This is a genomic window from Streptomyces sp. WZ-12, from assembly GCF_028898845.1.
Classification (GTDB): domain Bacteria; phylum Actinomycetota; class Actinomycetes; order Streptomycetales; family Streptomycetaceae; genus Streptomyces.
The window spans coordinates 6,179,637-6,195,625 of sequence record NZ_CP118574.1 but is presented as its reverse complement, the minus strand read 5'-3'; the positions used below and the strand labels follow the sequence as shown (position 1 = coordinate 6,195,625).

The following is a 15,989-nucleotide window of genomic DNA, read 5'->3' as shown; positions in this document are numbered from 1 at the left end:
GCCGCCGCTCCGGGGCGCGGCCGGCCGCCAGTTGACCCGGCGGCCGCTTCGCGGAACGGCTCCCGTCACCAGGCCGCTACTTCACGAGCAGGGCGCGCAGATCGGTGAGGACGCTGTCGGCCGCGGTGACGCCGAGGCCGAGGTACCAGGTCTCGTCCTTGACGTTCTTGGCGTGGCCGTCCTTGACCGCCTTGAGGTTCTTCCACAGCGGGTTCTGCTCGGCGGTGTCCCGCTTGGTGGACTTGGGGTCGCCGTAGACGCCGGTGAAGATCCAGTCGGCGTCGGCCTGGTTGATGTTCTCCGGGCTGACCTCGACGGCGAGGTCGTCGGCCTGCTGGTTCTTGGGGCGGGGCAGACCGACGTCCTTCAGGACGGTGCCGATGAAGGAGCGCTGGGCGTAGAGGCGGGTGAACTGCGGCATGTAGCGCAGCATCGACACGGTCGGCTTGTGCGGGCCGATGTCGTCGCCCAGCTTCTCGGCCTTGGCCTCGTAGACGGCCAGCGCGGTCTTGGCCTGTGCCGTCTTGTCGAGGGCGGCGGCGTTGAGCAGGTAGTTCTGCTTCCAGGTGAAGCCGGGGCGGATCGAGAAGACGGTCGGGGCGATCTTGCTGAGCTGCGGGTACTGCTTCTCGGCGCGCAGCTTGCTGCCCAGGATGAGGTCGGGCTTGAGGGCGTTGATGGCCTCCAGGTTGAGGCCGTTGATGGTGCCGACGCTCTTGGGGTGGCCGGCGTCCTTGGCGAGGTAGTCCGGGAGCGCGGCGTCGCCCTCGGTGGGCGCGTAGCCGACCGGCTTGATGCCGAGCGAGACGACGTTGTCGAGCTCGCCGACGTCGAGGACGACCACGCGCTTGGGGGCGGCGGGAAGCGTGGTGGTGCCCATGGCGTGCCGGACGGTGCGCGGGAACTGGCCCGGCTTGGCGTCGGTGCCCATCTTCGCGGTCTCGTCGGCGGCCTTGCCGAAGTCCTTGCCGCCCTGGGCCACGGACTTCGAGCCCGCGCCGCGGTCGCTCCCGCCGTCCGCACCGGAGGAGCCGCAGCCGGCGAGCGCGAGGGCGCCGGCGGCGACGAGGGCTAGGGCGGCGGCGCCGCGGCGGCGAAGGGGCATCGCGTCACTCCAGATCGAGGGGGCGCCGGGCGGGCAGGGCGGAGCCGCCCCGCCGCCGACGGCAACTTAGGTCGCCCTAACTTTAAGCATCCTTGAATCACTGAGCACACCCACCCCTCTCCTTACCGGCGAACCGGACAAGGGCCACCCTTATGCGTGAAGAGCGGCAACTCTCGTTGATCGGCCGGAAGTGCGAAAACTAACGTCCCGACGGGAGGTGGCACCGATGACGATCCGTGCCAGTGAGAACACCACGGCGCCCGGCGGCCCGCCCCGCGCGGCGCTGACCCTTGCGGCGGACGGCTCGTACGCCGCCCGGCTCGCCCGGCACGACGACGCCGCCGGGAGCTGGTTCCCGGAGCGCTGGACGATCGGCGGCCCGGAGCCGTACGCGGTCCCGCTGGCGGGCAGCCAGCCCGAGGAGCCGGACAGCGGGCTGCTGCCGCTCGCGGACGGCCGGGTGGTGATCGTCCGCCGGGTCGCCGACCGTTTCACCGTCTCGGTGCTCTCCCCCACCGGGCCCGGCACCCACGAGGTCCTGGTCGGCGCGGTGGCGGCCGGGGCGCTCGCGCTGCTGCCGCCCGCCCCCGGCGGCCGGCTCGGCTATGCGCTGGCGCCCGGCGCGGAGCACACCGCGGTGTGGCGGGTGCACGGCGGGGCGGCGGGCCCCGAGCGGGTCGCCGTGGTGCCGGGCCGCTGCACCGGCGGCGCCTGGCTGGATCGCGACGGTCGACTGCTGGCCGTGGACCGGGAGTTGGCCGGCCGCACCAAGACGGTGGTGGTCGACCTGGCGCGCGACGGGGAGGTCAGCCCGCTGCTCCAGATCACCGAGGAGAGCGACGACCGGCTGTTGCTCGCCGATCCGGACAGCGGGCTGCTGCTGGTCCGCTCCGACGCCCCCGGCCACGAGCGGGTGGGCTGGGGCGTGTTGGGCAGCAGCCGGCCGGTGCGGTTCCCGGAGTGCCTGCGGGTGCCGGGGGCGACGATGACGCCGTTCGCCGTGCAACCGGGGCGGACGCTGCGCCCGGAGAGCTGCGCGGTGGCGTTCCGGCTCGACGCCCCGGGCCGTCGCGACGACCCCGACGGCCGCGATGCCTCCGGCGGGCCCCGGCTGGGCGTATGGCGGCCCGCACAGCGGCAGTTGCGGCAATTCCCCGCCCCGGACGGCTGGTTGGCGGGCAGCGGCCGGTGGACGGCGGAGGGCGAGCTGCTGCTTCCGTACGCGACGGCGGCGGTGCCGTGCGGGGTGGCCCGGATGGCCATACCGCTGGGGCCGGTTGCGGAGCGGATGATTCCGGCCGAGGCGCCGGACGCCGGGGCGGCCGGCGCACCGCCCGGCGCCAGCTCGACCGGCGCCGCCGCGTCCGATACCGCTCCCTCCGGCACCACCACCCCCAACGCCATTGCGGACGCAAAGATTCCGGCGGTTCCGAAGGGCGTCGGCGGTGCGGAAATTGCCCCGGATGCGGGCGATAACGGCGTCAACTCCACAGCATCTCCACAACCGAAGTCCCGCAGCGCGGAACCGCACGACGGGCCTGCGCATCCCCGCCTGTGCAGGCCAGTTCCTCTGCAACAGGCGCCTCTCCCGTCCCGAGAGCCACAGTGGAGCGCTGATTCCCGCCCCGTTAGTATTCCGGCGGGGGCTGTGCAGCCGGTTGACCCGGCCACCGACGGCACCGCACGGGACGCGTCCCGGCGGGAGCCGGCGGAGGTCCCGACGCGTACAGCCATAAGCGATCTGACGGAGTGACTCTTTTCATGTCCGAAGCCCGAACCGACACGACCCAGGCGCGCCTCCAGGAGGCAGCCGCCGAGGCCGCAGGCTCCGGCAGGCACCGCGGCCCGGCCGCCACCTCGGAAGAGGGGCAGGCCGCGCAGGGGCGGCACCGCCGCGACCACCAGGCGCAGACCTGAGGAGCGGACCGGAGAGCTCAACGGCCGTGGCCGCCACCCGCATCGTGCGGGCGGCGGCCACGGCCGTTCCGTGTCCCGGGCGTCCGCGGTGCGCGCGTCAGTCGTGCTTGAGGCCCAGCACCTCGGCGGCCGCGAAGGTCTCGTGGGCCGGCCGCCCCGCGTAGTACGGGGTGAGCAGGCCGTCCAACTCCTCGTAGCTGAAGACGTCCTTTGCGGTGTCGAACTTCGCGGCGATCCGCGGGCGTTCGGCGATCGCGACCATGCCGCCGTGGACGACCAGGAGTTGGCCGTTGATGCCGGCGGCGGCCGGCGAGGCGAGGTAGCCGACGAGCGGCGCGACGTGCTCGGGCGCCAACGGGTCGGGCCGGCCCTCCTCGGGGACCGCGAAGCCGGCGAAGACGTCCTCGGTCATCCGGGTGCGGGCGCGCGGGCAGATGGCGTTGGCGGTCACGCCGTACTTGGCCAGCGCCAGCGCCGTGGAGGTGGTCAGGCCCACGATGCCGCCCTTGGCCGCCGCGTAGTTGGGCTGGCCGGCCGAGCCGGCGAGGAACGCCTCGGAGGAGGTGTTGACGATCCGGCCGAAGACCGGGCCGCCGGCCGCCTTGGAGCGGGCGCGCCAGTGCGCGGCGGCGAAATGGGTGGTGTTGAAGTGGCCCTTGAGGTGCACCCGGATCACCGAGTCCCACTCGTCCTCGGTCATCGAGAACACCATCCGGTCGCGCAGGATGCCCGCGTTGTTGACCAGGACGTCCAGTCGGCCGTAGGTGTCGATCGCCAACTGGACGAGCGTGCCGGCCTGTTGGTGGTCGGCGACGTCGCCGGTGTGCGCGACGGCCTGGCCGCCGGCCGCGCGGATCTCCTCGGCGACGGCTTCGGCCGGCGCCCCCGAGGCCGCCCCCGAACCATCCCTGCCCGGCTGGCCGAAGTCGTTGACGACGACCCGGGCGCCGAGCCGGGCGAGTTCCAGGGCCTCGGCCCGGCCCAGGCCGCGCCCGGCGCCGGTGACGAGCGCGGTCAGGCCCTCCAGTGGCTGTGCCATGCGTGTCCTCTCCCGTCCCGTCGACGTCAGATCTCGATGCAGGTGCGCAGCGCGGTGCCCGAACGCATCTGGTCCAGGGCGTCGTTGATGCCGTCGAGCCGGACCCGGTGGGTGATCAGCCCTTCGAGGTCGATCCGGCCGGCCCGCCACAGGGCGATGGCCCGCTCGTAGGAGCGCAGCACGTCCGCGCCCCCGTAGAGGGACGGCAGGATCCGCTTCTCGTCGAAGAACAGCTCGAACATGCTGACCTGGAAGGTGTCGTCCAGCGCGCCGGCGCCGACCACGCAGAGGGTGCCGCCGCGCCGGGTGGTCTCGTAGGCGGTGCGGGCGGTGGCGGACTTTCCGACGACCTCGAAGACGTAGTCGAAGCCCTCGCCGGCGGTGATCCTGGCCTTGGCGTCGGCGAGTCCGTCCGGGGCGACGGCCTCGGTGGCGCCGAAGCGGAGGGCGGCCTCCCGGCGGCTCGCCACCGGGTCGACGGCGACGATCTGGGCGGCGCCGCAGGCCCGCGCCCCCTGGAGGACGGAGATGCCGACGCCGCCGCAGCCGATCACCGCGACCGACGAACCGGCCTCCACCTTGGCGGTGTTGAAGGCGGCACCGAGCCCGGTGGTGACCCCGCAGCCGATCAGGGCGGCGATCTCGTAGGGGACGTCGTCGGGGATCGGGACCGCACAGTTGGCGGCGACCACCACCTCCTCGGCGAAGGTGCCGGTCCCGGCGAAGCCGAAGACGTCTCCGCCCGGGCGCCGGAAGTTGGGGGTGCCGGCGTTCATGAAGCCGGCCAGGCACAGGTGGCTCTGGCCGCGCCGACAGGACGGGCAGCTCCCGCAGGCGGGCAGCCAGCACATCAGGACCCGGTCGCCGGCCTTCAGGTCGGTGACCCCGTCGCCGACGTCGAGGATCTCCCCGGCCCCCTCGTGCCCGGGGACGAACGGCGTGGGTTGGGGCAGCACCCCGCTCATCGCGGAGAGGTCGGAGTGACACAGTCCGGTGGCCCGGATGCGGATCCGGACCCGGCCGGGCCCGAACCCCACCGCCTCGACGTCGTCGAGCACCTCCAGCTCGCTGTGTCCCGTCTCGTGCTGTACGGCTGCGCGCATGCGAGCGCCTCCTCTCGTACGTACGGCTTTCCGGCCCCGCCCGGCGTGTCGCCGCGGCCCGGCGGCCGCGCGCCCGGCGCCGGACGGGCTTGGCGTGCGCGGCTAGTCGTGCTCGACCACGGTGTCCGCCAGGACCGGCGCGTCGTCCCGCTCGACCGCGGTGACCGCGACCCGGATGCGGCCGCCGCCCTCGCGCTCCTCGCGCCACAGGCGGATCCGCAGCGTCTCGCCGGGGAACACCACGCCCGCGAACCGCGCCGTGTACGACCGCACCCGGGTGACGTCGCCGCCCAGCGCGGCGTCCACCACCGCCTTCAGCGTCACCCCGTACGAGCACAGGCCGTGCAGGATCGGCCGGTCGAAGCCGGCCAGCTTGGCGAACTCCGGGTCGGCGTGCAGCGGGTTCCAGTCGCCGGACAGGCGGTAGAGCAGCGCCTGGTCGGCGCGGACCAGGCGCTCGGTGGTCAGGTCGGGCGCCCGGTCGGGCAGTTCGCCGCGGACCGACGGGCCGCGCTCGCCGCCGAAGCCGCCCTCGCCGCGGACGAAGATCTGGGTGTCGCAGGTCCACAACGGCCCGTCCTCGTCGGCCACTTCGGAGCGCAGCACGATGACGGCGGCCTTGCCCTTGTCGTAGACGGCCGGGACGGTGGAGGTCTGGGTGGCGCGGCCGCGCACGGGCAGCGGGCGGTGCACGGTGACGGTCTGCCCGCCGTGCAGGACGGCGGCCAGGTCGACGTCGATGCCGGGGGCGGAGAGGCCGCCGGCCAGCGCCATCCCCCCGCCGGCGACGGTGGCGAAGCTGGGCAGCACGTGCAGGGCGCTCTCCAGGGTGTAGCGGAGCTCGTCGGGGTCGGTGGCGGCGCCCGGCCTCTCCGGGGTGGCCGCGCCGGCGCCGATGCCGAGGTGGTAGAGCTGGACGTCCTTGTGGTCCCAGGCGAGTTCGGTGGTCCGCGGCTCGGCGGAGGTGGCCTTGGCGGCGTCGATGGGCATGGGGGTGCTGCTCTCCTTCACCACGGTGTCGAGACCCCGGCCCGGCCGTCCGCACCGTCGGCCGTGCCGGGGTCGTCTCGGATCGGCGGGCCCGCGCTCGTCGGCACAACTCTTCTAGAACGCGTTCTAGCCGATGGCAGTCATGTATAGCCGATGCGGGCGGCACTCGGAAGACCCCTGACGGTATGTCAGATACCGTGCGGTGGCGGCTCCTACGGGAACGCGCCCGCCACACGGCGCGCGCCGGCCGTGACATTTGTCAGTGGTCTTTCCCCACATTCGGCACTGCCGCCGGGTCGCGACGCTCCGTAACGTCGTGGGTGTCGGGCGGCGCGCGCGGCGGCGGCACGGGGGGCGCCGCCGCGCCGGGCCCGCAGACAGTGGCAGTGCCGGCCGGCCGGCTGGCACACTTCGGCGGTCACGCGCCGCGAGCGCGGGCGGCCGGCGGCTGGGAAGATCACAGGGAAGGGCACGGAGCGGTGAGCGGGACGAGGCAGTGGGCGACATGAGGCCGGAGCGCGGACGGCGGGAGCGGGACGCGGCGCCCGACGGCGCGGCGGACCGGCACGGGTGCACGGCGGCGGAGTCGACCGAGCGGGTGGACAAGGGACCCGGCCGGTACGCCTTCCTGCCCTGGCTGCTGATGGGGATGGGCGCGTTCTCCAACATCATCCAGGGCAAGACCGGCAATCCCTGGCTGGCCGGCGCCGGGCTGCTGACCTTCAACTCCCTCTACATCTCGGTCGTCTTCTCCGCCTTCAACCCCCGCCGGCGCGACACCCGTTACCCGCTCTACGCCCTGGCCGCGCTGACCGTGGTCACCGTCGTCATCGCGCTCGGCTTCGGCGGCGAGTGGTTCCTGTTCTTCCCGCTGCTGTCGCTGGCCTCCGGCACGGTGCGGGCGCTGCGCGGCAAGCCGCTGGCGATCTGGCTGATCGTGCTCAGCGGCTCGGCCGGGTTCCTGTCCGGCTGGCACGGCGACGAGCCCTGGGGCTCGTTCGGCATCGGCTACGGCACGTTCCTGTCCGGAATGGTGACGGCCACCGTCCTCAGCCTCTTCGACACCATCAACGAGCTGCGGGCCACCCGTCAGGAGCTGGCCCGCAGCGCCGTGGAGAAGGAGCGGCTGCGGTTCTCCCGCGACCTGCACGACCTGCTGGGGCACACCCTGTCCGTGGTGGTGGTGAAGGCGGAGGCGGTGCGCCGGCTGGCGCCCCGCGACCTCGACGCGGCGCTGGCCCAGGCCGCGGACATCGAGGCGGTGGGCCGGCAGGCGCTGACCGAGGTCCGGGAGGCGGTCAGCGGCTACCGCGAGGGCAGCCTGGGCACCGAACTCGACCGGGCCCGCTCGGCGTTGGACGGCGCCGGCATCGAGCCGGTGGTGCGGCGAGCCGGTCCGCCGCTGCCGCCGCAGGCCGAGGCGCTGCTGGGCTGGGTGGTCCGGGAGGGCGTCACCAATGCCGTCCGGCACAGCGGTGCCACCCGCTGCGAGATCGAGGTGCACACCGACGACGAGCGGGTGCGGCTGACGATCACGGACGACGGGCGGGGTCCCCTGGGCTCCGGATCGTCCGACGCGGACGGGGCGGCCGCCCCCTCGCCCGGCGCCGCCGCGGGGCCGGTGGGCGGCACGGGCCTGACGGGGCTGGCCGAGCGGCTGGCCGCGGCGGGCGGCACGCTGCGCAGCGGCCCCGACGGCCGGCGCGGCTTCCGAGTGACCGCCGAACTACCGGTGGGCGCGGGCGATCTGGCGGATGAGGAGTGGGCCGGGTGATCAGGATCCTGCTGGCCGAGGACCAGCGGATGATGCGGGGCGCGCTGGCGCTGCTGCTCGACCTCGAAGCGGACATGGAGGTGGTGGCCCAGGTGCCGGCCGGCGACGAGATCGTCCCGACGGCGCTGGCGTCCCGGCCGGACGTCGCGCTGCTGGACATCGAACTGCCCGGCCTGAGCGGGTTGGACGCCGCCGCCGAGCTGCGCGACCAACTGCCGTCGTGCAAGGTGCTGATCGTCACGACGTTCGGGCGGCCCGGCTATCTGCGCCGCGCCATGGAGGCCGGGGCCTCCGGCTTCCTGGTGAAGGACGGCCCGGTGGAGGATCTGGCGGCGGCGATCCGCCGGGTGCTGGCCGGGGAGCGGGTGATCGATCCGGGGCTGGCCGCCGCCGCGTTGAGCGCCGGGCCCAATCCGCTGACCCCGCGCGAGCGCGAGGTGCTGACCGCCGCCGTGGACGGCGCGACGATCGCCGACATCGCCGCCAAGCTGCACCTCTCGCAGGCCACGGTCCGCAACTACCTCTCGGCCGCCATCGGCAAGACCGGCACCCGCAACCGCATGGAGGCGGTCCGCGCGGCCCGCCGCAACGGCTGGCTGTAGCGGGCGCGTTGGGGCCGCGGGGGGGGCGGCCCGGCGGCGGCTTCAGCCCTGGTCGGCGTCCGCGCGCCGGCGGGGCAGCGCGAGGAGCATCAGCACGATGCTGCCGACCAGCACCATCCCGCCGACCAGGAAGGCCATGCCGTAGCCGCTGGCCAGGGCCGCCCGGCCGTGGCCGGCGGCGATCTGGGAGGCCGCGACGGTGGAGAGCACCGACAGGCCCAGCGCGCCGCCCATCTGACGGGAGGTGTTGATCAGGCCGGAGACCAGGCCCTGTTCGGAGGGGCCGGCGCCGGAGGTGGCGATGGCGGCGGTCGGCGTCGCGGTCAGTCCGGCGCCCAGCGCCATCAGGATGCCGGGGCCGAGGATCGTCCCGAGGTAGGTCCCGTCGACCGTCAGCGTGCTCTGCCAGAACATCCCGCACAGCGAGATCACCGCGCCGCAGACCGCCAGCGTCTTGGCGCCGAGCCGGTTCATCAGGTGGGGCGCCGCCTTCGAGCCGAGCACGATCGACAGCGAGTGCGGCAGGAAGGAGAGCCCGGCCTGGAGGGGGCTGTAGGAGAGGACGTTCTGCGTGTAGAGCGACAGGAAGTACCACATGGAGAACATCGCGGCGCCGGACAGTACCATCGCCGCGTTCGCCGAGGAGACCGACCGCAGCCGGAACAGCCCCAGCGGCATCAGCGGCGCCTTGGTGCGCGCCTCGACGGCGACGAAGGCGGCGATCACCAGCAGTCCGGCGGCCAGCGGCAGCAGGGCGGCCGCCGATCCCCAACCGTGCGTCTCGGTCTGCACGATGCCGTACGCCACCAGGCCCAGCCCGCCGGTCACCAGCAGTGCGCCGGGCACGTCCAGCCGCCGTCCGGAACCGTGCCGGCTCTCGGCCAGCCACAGCGCCGCACCGGTCAACACCAGTGCGCCCACCGGCACGTTGATCAACAGCACCCAGCGCCACGACAGGTACTGGGTGAGGACGCCGCCGACCAGGCCGCCCACCGCGCCGCCGCCGGCGCCGACCGCCGTCCAGGTCGCGATCGCCCGGGTGCGGGCCGGGCCGGCCGGGAAGGAGGTGGTGAGGATGGTGAGGGTGGCCGGGGAGAGCACCGCGGCGCCCACGCCCTGGATGGTGCGGGCGGCGATCAACTGCCAGGGCTGCTGGGCGAGTCCGCCGGCCAGGCTCGCGACGGTGAACAGCGCCAGCCCCACCACGAAGATCCGCTTGCGGCCGAAGATGTCGGCGGCCCGGCCGCCGAGCAGCATGAAACCGGCGAAGGTGATCACATAGGCGTTGACGATCCACTGGAGGCCCAGCTCGGTCAGGCCGAGGCCGGTCCGCATGGCGGGCAGCGCCACGTTGACGACGGAGACGTCCAGCACGACCAGGAACTGTCCGGCGCAGACCAGCAGCATCACCAGCCAGGCCGGCGCCGCCGTCCGGCGCGCGGTCGCGGACAGCGTGGAAGGGGTGGCTATCGGGGGCATGCCGGCCATGCTCGCACCGCACGCGCGCCCCGCGCATCGGGATAACGGTGCATTCGCCACGCGTGCGGGCCTAGGACGCGGGACGTAGGCCGGGCCCGGGGTCCGTGACCCCGACCCCGTGCGCCGCGCCTACGCCTCCTGCGCGCGCCGGCCGCGCAGCAGCCGCAGCCCGCCCGCGCAGGCGAGGCAGACCGCGCCGGAACCGAGGCTCAGCACCGCCCGGAGCGAGCCGTCCCACAGCGCGTAGGTGGCGAGGTTGAAGACGAGGGCGGCCACGAGCAGCAGCCAGAGCAGGGCCTTCATGGTGGGGAGGGGCTCCTCAGGTCAACGGGAAGACGAACGTCACCCGACGGTACGCGAACCGGCCGGCGCACCGCACCGGCCCCCGGCGCTCACCTCCGCAGCAGCGTCACCACCGCCGCGCCGCCCAGGCCGATGTTGTGGGCGAGGCCGACGCGGGCGCCGGGGACCTGCCGGTCGCCGGCCGTGCCGCGCAACTGCCAGACCAGTTCGGCGGCTTGGGCCAGGCCGGTGGCGCCCAGCGGATGCCCCTTGGAGATCAGGCCGCCGGACGGGTTGACCACCCAACGGCCGCCGTGGGTCGTGGCGCCGTCGGCGATCAGCTTCCCCGACTCTCCGGGCGCGCACATCCCCAGCGCCTCATAGGTCAGCAGCTCGTTGATGGAGAAGCAGTCGTGCAGCTCGATGACGTCGACGTCCTCGATGCCCAGGCCGGCGGCCGCGTAGACCTGGCGGGCCGCTTCGCGGGTCAGCGGGGCGCCGACCACGTCGATGCAGGAGCCGGAGGCGAAGCTCTCCTCGGTGTCGGTGGTCATGGCCTGGGCGGCGATCTCCACCGCCCGGTCGGCCAGGCCGTGTGCGCGGACGAACCGCTCCGAGGCGACCACCGCCGCGGCGGCGCCGTCCGAGGTCGGCGAGCACTGGAGCTTGGTGAGCGGCCGGTGCACGGTGCGCGCGGCGAGGACCTCCTCGACCGTGTACGCGTCCCGGAACTGGGCGTGGGGGTTGTGCACGGAGTGCCGGTGGTTCTTGGCGCCGACCATGGCGAGCTGTTCGGCGGTGGTGCCGTGGCGGTCCATGTGCTCGCGGGCCGCGTTGCCGAAGATCTGGGCGGTGGGCGGGGTCATCTCGACGCCGTGCGCCGCGGCCATCACCCCGTAATGCCGGGCAACGGGGGAGGTCTTGACGTCACCGCCGTCCGAACCCCCGCCCAGCGCGCCGCGCTTCATCTTCTCGAAGCCCAGCGCCAGGACGCAGTCGTTGAGGCCCGAGGCGACGAACTGGCGGGCCATCATCAGCGCGGTGGCGCCGGTGGCGCAGTTGTTGTTGACGTTGTAGACAGGGATGCCGGTCCGGCCCAGTTCGTAGACGGCGCGCTGGCCGGCGGTGGACGGCTGGAAGCAGTAGCCGACCGGCGCCTGCTCGATCGCGTGGTAGTCGACGGCGGCGTCGGCGAGGGCCGCGCCGCCCGCCTCCCGCGCCATGTCCCAGTACTGCCAGTCGCGGGTCTCGGGCTTCTCGAAGCGGGTCATCCCGACGCCGATGATGTACGCCGTGCCGGCCATGCGGACCTCCTGGGCCAGATGCGTGCGGTCAGATGAGGGGGCGGGGCTCGGGGTCGCGGGGCAGGCCGAGCAGGCGCTCCGCGACGACGTTGAGCTGGATCTGGGTGGTGCCGCCGGCGATGGTCAGGCAGCGCGACATCAGGAAGCCGTGCAGGGCCCGTTCGCCGGGTCCCTCGTTGACCGCGCCGGCCGGGCCGAGGAGTTCCAGGGCGAGGTCGGCGACCTTCTGCTGGTGCGCGGTCTGCACCAGCTTGCGGACGCTGGCGCCGGCGCCCGGCTCCTCGCCCGCGACCCGCTGGAGGGTGGTGCGCAGCCCGATGCAGCCGAGCGCGTGCGCCTCGGCCACCAGCGCGCCGACCCGGGCGCGGAGGGCGCCGTCGAGGTCGGCGGTGCGCGCCAACAGGGCCTCCAGGCCGGTGTCGAAGGCCACTTGGTCGGCCATGTGGACGCGTTCGTTGCCGAGGGTGGTGCGGGCCACCCGCCAGCCGTCGCCGACCGCGCCGACCGCCGCGTCCGCCGGCAGCAGCACGTCGTCGAGGTAGACCTCATGGAAGAGGGCGTCGCCGGTGATCTCCTTCAGCGGACGGACGTCGACGCCCGGGCTCGCCATGTCGACGACGAAGAAGGTCAGGCCGCGGTGCTTGGGCGCGTCCGGATCGGTGCGGGCGAGCAGGATGCCGTGGCCGGCGGTCCGCGCGGCCGAGGTCCACACCTTCTGGCCGTTGACCCGCCACCGGCCGTCCGCGGTCCGCTCGGCGCGGGTGCGCAGCGACGCCAGGTCCGATCCGGCCTCCGGCTCCGAGAAGAGCTGGCACCACGTCAGGTCGCCGCGGAGGGTGGGCGGCAGATACCGCTCCTGTTGGGCGGCCGTGCCGTGGGCGAGGAGGGCCGGCACCACCCAGGTGGCGATGCCCAGTTCGGCCACCCGGACGCCGGCGGCGGCCATCTCCTGCTGGATGGCGAGCTGTTCCACGGGCCCGGCGCCCAGTCCGTAGGGGGCGGGGAGGTGGGGCGCGGCGTATCCGGTGGGGGCCAGGGCGCGGCGGGCGGCGACGGGGTCCAGGCCGCGTACCCGCTCGGCGGCGGCGCGCGCCGCGTCCCGGAACTCCTCGGCCCCGGCCGGGAGTTCCAGGCGAAGGGCACGACGGGCGCCGGCGGCGGCGAGGCGGGCGGCGCGCTGCCGGTGGGCGTCGCCGCCGCCGAGCAACTGCCGGGCGGTGATCGCCCGGCGCAAAGAGAGGTGGGCGTCGTGCTCCCAGGTGAAGCCGATACCGCCGAGGACCTGGATGCAGTCCTTGGCGCAACTGACGGCGGCGTCCAGGGCGGTCGCGGTGGCCAGCGCGGCGAGCAGGCCGCGCACCTCGGGCCCCGCGTCGACGGCCCGGGCGGCGTCCCAGACCAGCGCGCGGGCCTGCTCGCAGCGGACCAGCATGTCGGCGCAGAGGTGCTTGACGCCCTGGAACTGGCCGATGGGGCGGCCGAATTGCTCGCGCACCGCGGCGTGCCCGGCGGCGGTCTCCAGCGCCCGGGCGGCGGTGCCGCAGCCCTCCGCGGCGAACAGCAGCCCGGCCAGATCGCGGACCAGCGCGCCGTCGACCGCGAGGCGCCGCCCGCCGGGCACCGCCGTCCCGTCGGCGCGGACCTCGGCGGTCGGCCGGGTCGGGTCGGCGCTGTCCTGGACGCGGACGGCGAGGTCGGCGGCGTCCACCGCCAGCCACACCGTCCCCGCGGCGGCCTCGGCCGCCAGCACGATCAACTCGGCGTCGCCGCCGGCCAGGACCGGGGGCGCGGTGCCGTCCAGGAGATAGCCGTCGGCGCCCTCCACGGCGGTGAGCGAGCCGCTGCCGAGGGCGACGGCGGCGGTCCGCCCGCCGGTGGCCAGCGCCCGCACCAGGTCCCGGGGCGCGCCCCCGCGGTGCAGCAGCGCGGCGGCCAGCACGGTGGGCAGATGGGGGCCGGGCAGCACGGCGCGGCCGAACTCCTCCAGCACGACGGCGAGATCGAGCAGTGCGCCGCCGCCCCCGCCGTCCGCCTCGGGGAGGTGCAGGCCGAGCAGCCCCTGCTCGGCGAGCCCGTCCCAGTGGGCGGGCCGGCCGGTCCGCGCCGGCGCGGCGTCGAGCAGCTTGCGCACGTCCTCGGGCGGTACGGCCCGCGCGACCCAGCCGCGCACGGCCTCCGCGAGGTCCCGGTGGTCCTGCGTGATTCCGATGCCCATGCCCGGCAGAGTAGAACACGTTCCAATCTGACGGAAGGTCAGATGCGTGGCCGGCGCCCGCCGGTGCTTCGACGGATCGGACGCGGTCGGCCCGCCCCTCCCCCGCCCACTCCCCCGCCCAGGAAACGGCCTGCCGAATTCCGCACCGGCCCTCCGCTATTCCCCTCCCGCCGCGCCGCGGGCGGTTTATCGGCGGCCCTTATCCCGCCCCCTATGGGAGTTCCGGGGTGCGTTCCCCGGGCCGTTCCGGTGCGCCTTCCCGCCGCCTCCGAATACGGCGAATTCCCGACCGCGGTAACACCCGGGGAACCAGAAGCCGGATCATCCAAGAGCCATGACCGGACAACGCCCGCCCGAAGACCACACGCAGACGCAGACGGACACACGAAGGCCGAAGGCCGCACGGCAACCGTGCGAAATCCCACCCCCGTTCCGCACCCCACCCCCCATACGGCACCATCCCTCTCGCAGGATCCGTCCACCCACAGGAGGAAACCCATGACCGCCCCCACGGCACCGCTCGCGCTCCGGCCGGAGATCCTCGCCGCGTTCGAGGCGGCGAAGGGCTTCATGCCCGTGGACGAGGGACTCGCCCTGTACGCGGCGGCCGGCGAGGCGGCGGCGCTGGGGCTCCCGCTGGTGGAGATCGGCACCTACTGCGGCCGCTCCACGCTGCTGCTCGCCGAGGCGGCGCGGGCCGCCGACGTGATGGCCGTCACGGTGGACCACCACCGGGGCAGCGAGGAGCAGCAGCCCGGTTGGGAGTACCACGACCCGGAGGTCGTCGATCCGGTCGTCGGGCGGATGGACACCCTGCCGACCTTCCGCCGCACGCTGCACGCCGCGGGCCTGGAGGACCGGGTGATCGCCCTGGTGGGCCGCTCACCGCGGATCGCCCGGGTGTGGCAGGCGCCGGCCGGCCTGGTCTTCATCGACGGCGGCCACACCGACGAGCACGCCACCGCCGACTACGAGGGCTGGGCCCCGCGCGTCGCCGACGGCGGGCTGTTGGTGATCCACGACGTCTTCCCGGACCCGGCGGACGGCGGCCAGGCCCCCTACCGCATCTACCGACGGGCCCTGGAATCCGGCGCGTTCACCGAGGTCTCGGCGCACCGTTCACTGCGCGTCCTGCGGCGTACCGGCCCCGGAATCTGAGCCGGCTACCATCGCGCAGATGTCGAACGGCACCTTCCCCCCACCCCGCCGCCGTCCGCGCGGCACCCTGCTGATCGCGCTGGCCGTGGTGGTGGCCGTCGGCGTCGGCGGCTGGCTGGTCTGGCGGCCGCCGGCCGGCGGCCACTCCCCCGCCGGCGCCGCCACCTCGCCGGCGCCGGGCGGCACCCCCACGGCGGGCGCGGACCGCCCGGCCCCCACCGGTGCCCCGCACGCCGGCCTCAAGGGCAGGACCGTGCTGCTGGACCCCGGCCACAACCCGCACAACCGCGACCACACCGCCGAGATCGCCCGCCCCGTGGACGTCGGCAACGACCGCAAGGAGTGCGACACCACCGGCACCGCCACCAACGACGGCTACGCCGAGGCGGACTTCACCCTCGACGTCGTCCGGCGGGCCCGCGCGCTGCTGGAGGCCGCGGGCGCCCGGGTCGTCCTCACCCAGGACGGCGACCGGCCGTACGGACCGTGCGTGGACGCCCGCGCCGCCGCGGGGAACCGGGTCCACGCGGACGCCGCGGTCTCCGTCCACGCCGACGGCTCGGTCCCCGGCAACCGCGGCTTCCACGTCATCCTCCCGGCGCGCGTCACCGCCGGCGCGGCCGACACCTCCCGGATCGTCGCGCCCTCGCGGGACTTGGGCGAGCGGCTGGCCGACCGCTTCGCGGCGACGACCGGAAGTTCTCGTTCCAATTACCTGGGGCACGGCACCGGGTTGGACGTCCGCTCCGATCTCGGCGGGCTGAACCTCTCCACCGTGCCGAAGGTGTTCATCGAGTGCGGCAATATGCGCGATCCGAAGGACGCCGCGCAATTGACCGACGCCGCTTGGCGGGAAAAGGCGGCCCGCGGGATCACGGAGGGCATTACGGACTTCTTGACGCGCTGAACGGACTTCCCACCGCCCGCCGAACGGACTTCCGCCCGCGGGCCGCGCCGATACCGCGGGGCGGTCCACAGGATTCGGCGCTAGGTTCCCCTTTACGATGGGGCCCCTCGCCGT

The 15,989-nt window shown here is 74.4% G+C and carries 14 protein-coding genes; 6 read left to right on the top strand and 8 right to left on the bottom strand.

Annotated elements, in window-relative coordinates; translation table 11 throughout:
- Positions 1–76: 76 nt before the first annotated feature.
- Entirely contained in the window at positions 77–1,105 is a 1,029-nt protein-coding gene (locus PV796_RS26775; RefSeq protein WP_274915943.1) for an ABC transporter substrate-binding protein, read from the bottom strand.
- 226 nt (positions 1,106–1,331) lie between these two features.
- Here PV796_RS26775 and PV796_RS26770 point away from each other — a divergent pair, with 226 nt between their 5' ends.
- On the top strand, positions 1,332–2,858 hold the full coding sequence (locus tag PV796_RS26770; RefSeq protein ID WP_342456931.1) for a hypothetical protein: 1,527 nt from the start codon (positions 1,332–1,334) through the stop codon (positions 2,856–2,858).
- Between the two features lie 8 nt (positions 2,859–2,866).
- Positions 2,867–3,022, top strand: a complete 156-nt coding sequence (locus PV796_RS26765; RefSeq protein ID WP_274915942.1) for a hypothetical protein — start codon at positions 2,867–2,869, stop codon at positions 3,020–3,022.
- 97 nt (positions 3,023–3,119) lie between these two features.
- On the opposite strand, the gene PV796_RS26760 is transcribed toward PV796_RS26765, so the two are convergent.
- From PV796_RS26760 to PV796_RS26750, 3 genes are all read right to left on the bottom strand, one after another.
- Entirely contained in the window at positions 3,120–4,061 is a 942-nt protein-coding gene (locus PV796_RS26760; protein WP_274915941.1) for a 3-oxoacyl-ACP reductase, read from the bottom strand.
- A 26-nt stretch (positions 4,062–4,087) separates the two neighbouring features.
- The gene (locus tag PV796_RS26755; RefSeq protein WP_274915940.1) at positions 4,088–5,164 is read right to left on the bottom strand and encodes a Zn-dependent alcohol dehydrogenase; all 1,077 of its coding nucleotides are present in this window, start codon (positions 5,162–5,164) and stop codon (positions 4,088–4,090) included.
- Positions 5,165–5,266: 102 nt separating this feature from the next.
- Positions 5,267–6,154 (bottom strand): MaoC/PaaZ C-terminal domain-containing protein, encoded by an 888-nt coding sequence (locus PV796_RS26750; RefSeq protein ID WP_274915939.1) that lies wholly within the window; start codon positions 6,152–6,154, stop codon positions 5,267–5,269.
- A 505-nt stretch (positions 6,155–6,659) separates the two neighbouring features.
- Between PV796_RS26750 and PV796_RS26745 the strand changes: the two genes are divergently transcribed.
- Positions 6,660–7,928 carry a sensor histidine kinase gene (locus PV796_RS26745; protein WP_274919255.1) on the top strand — a complete coding sequence of 423 codons (1,269 nt, stop codon included), beginning with the start codon at positions 6,660–6,662 and terminating at the stop codon, positions 7,926–7,928.
- Positions 7,925–8,530, top strand: a complete 606-nt coding sequence (locus tag PV796_RS26740; protein ID WP_274915938.1) for a response regulator transcription factor — start codon at positions 7,925–7,927, stop codon at positions 8,528–8,530. Before PV796_RS26745 ends, PV796_RS26740 begins: the two co-directional genes overlap by 4 nt.
- A gap of 42 nt (positions 8,531–8,572) precedes the next feature.
- Here PV796_RS26740 and PV796_RS26735 read toward each other — a convergent pair whose 3' ends face one another.
- From PV796_RS26735 to PV796_RS26720, 4 genes are all read right to left on the bottom strand, one after another.
- Positions 8,573–10,018 carry an MFS transporter gene (locus tag PV796_RS26735; RefSeq protein ID WP_274915937.1) on the bottom strand — a complete coding sequence of 482 codons (1,446 nt, stop codon included), beginning with the start codon at positions 10,016–10,018 and terminating at the stop codon, positions 8,573–8,575.
- 120 nt (positions 10,019–10,138) lie between these two features.
- Complete coding sequence (locus PV796_RS26730; protein WP_274915936.1) at positions 10,139–10,312, bottom strand: hypothetical protein; 174 nt, start codon at positions 10,310–10,312, stop codon at positions 10,139–10,141.
- Between the two features lie 89 nt (positions 10,313–10,401).
- On the bottom strand, positions 10,402–11,595 hold the full coding sequence (locus PV796_RS26725; RefSeq protein WP_274915935.1) for a lipid-transfer protein: 1,194 nt from the start codon (positions 11,593–11,595) through the stop codon (positions 10,402–10,404).
- Positions 11,596–11,623: 28 nt separating this feature from the next.
- Entirely contained in the window at positions 11,624–13,810 is a 2,187-nt protein-coding gene (locus tag PV796_RS26720) for an acyl-CoA dehydrogenase (protein ID WP_274915934.1), read from the bottom strand.
- 498 nt (positions 13,811–14,308) lie between these two features.
- Between PV796_RS26720 and PV796_RS26715 the strand changes: the two genes are divergently transcribed.
- A complete protein-coding gene (locus PV796_RS26715) occupies positions 14,309–14,968 on the top strand; it encodes a class I SAM-dependent methyltransferase (RefSeq protein WP_274915933.1) in 660 nt (219 codons plus the stop codon).
- A 19-nt stretch (positions 14,969–14,987) separates the two neighbouring features.
- Complete coding sequence (locus tag PV796_RS26710) at positions 14,988–15,875, top strand: N-acetylmuramoyl-L-alanine amidase (RefSeq protein ID WP_274915932.1); 888 nt, start codon at positions 14,988–14,990, stop codon at positions 15,873–15,875.
- Positions 15,876–15,989 lie beyond the last annotated feature (114 nt).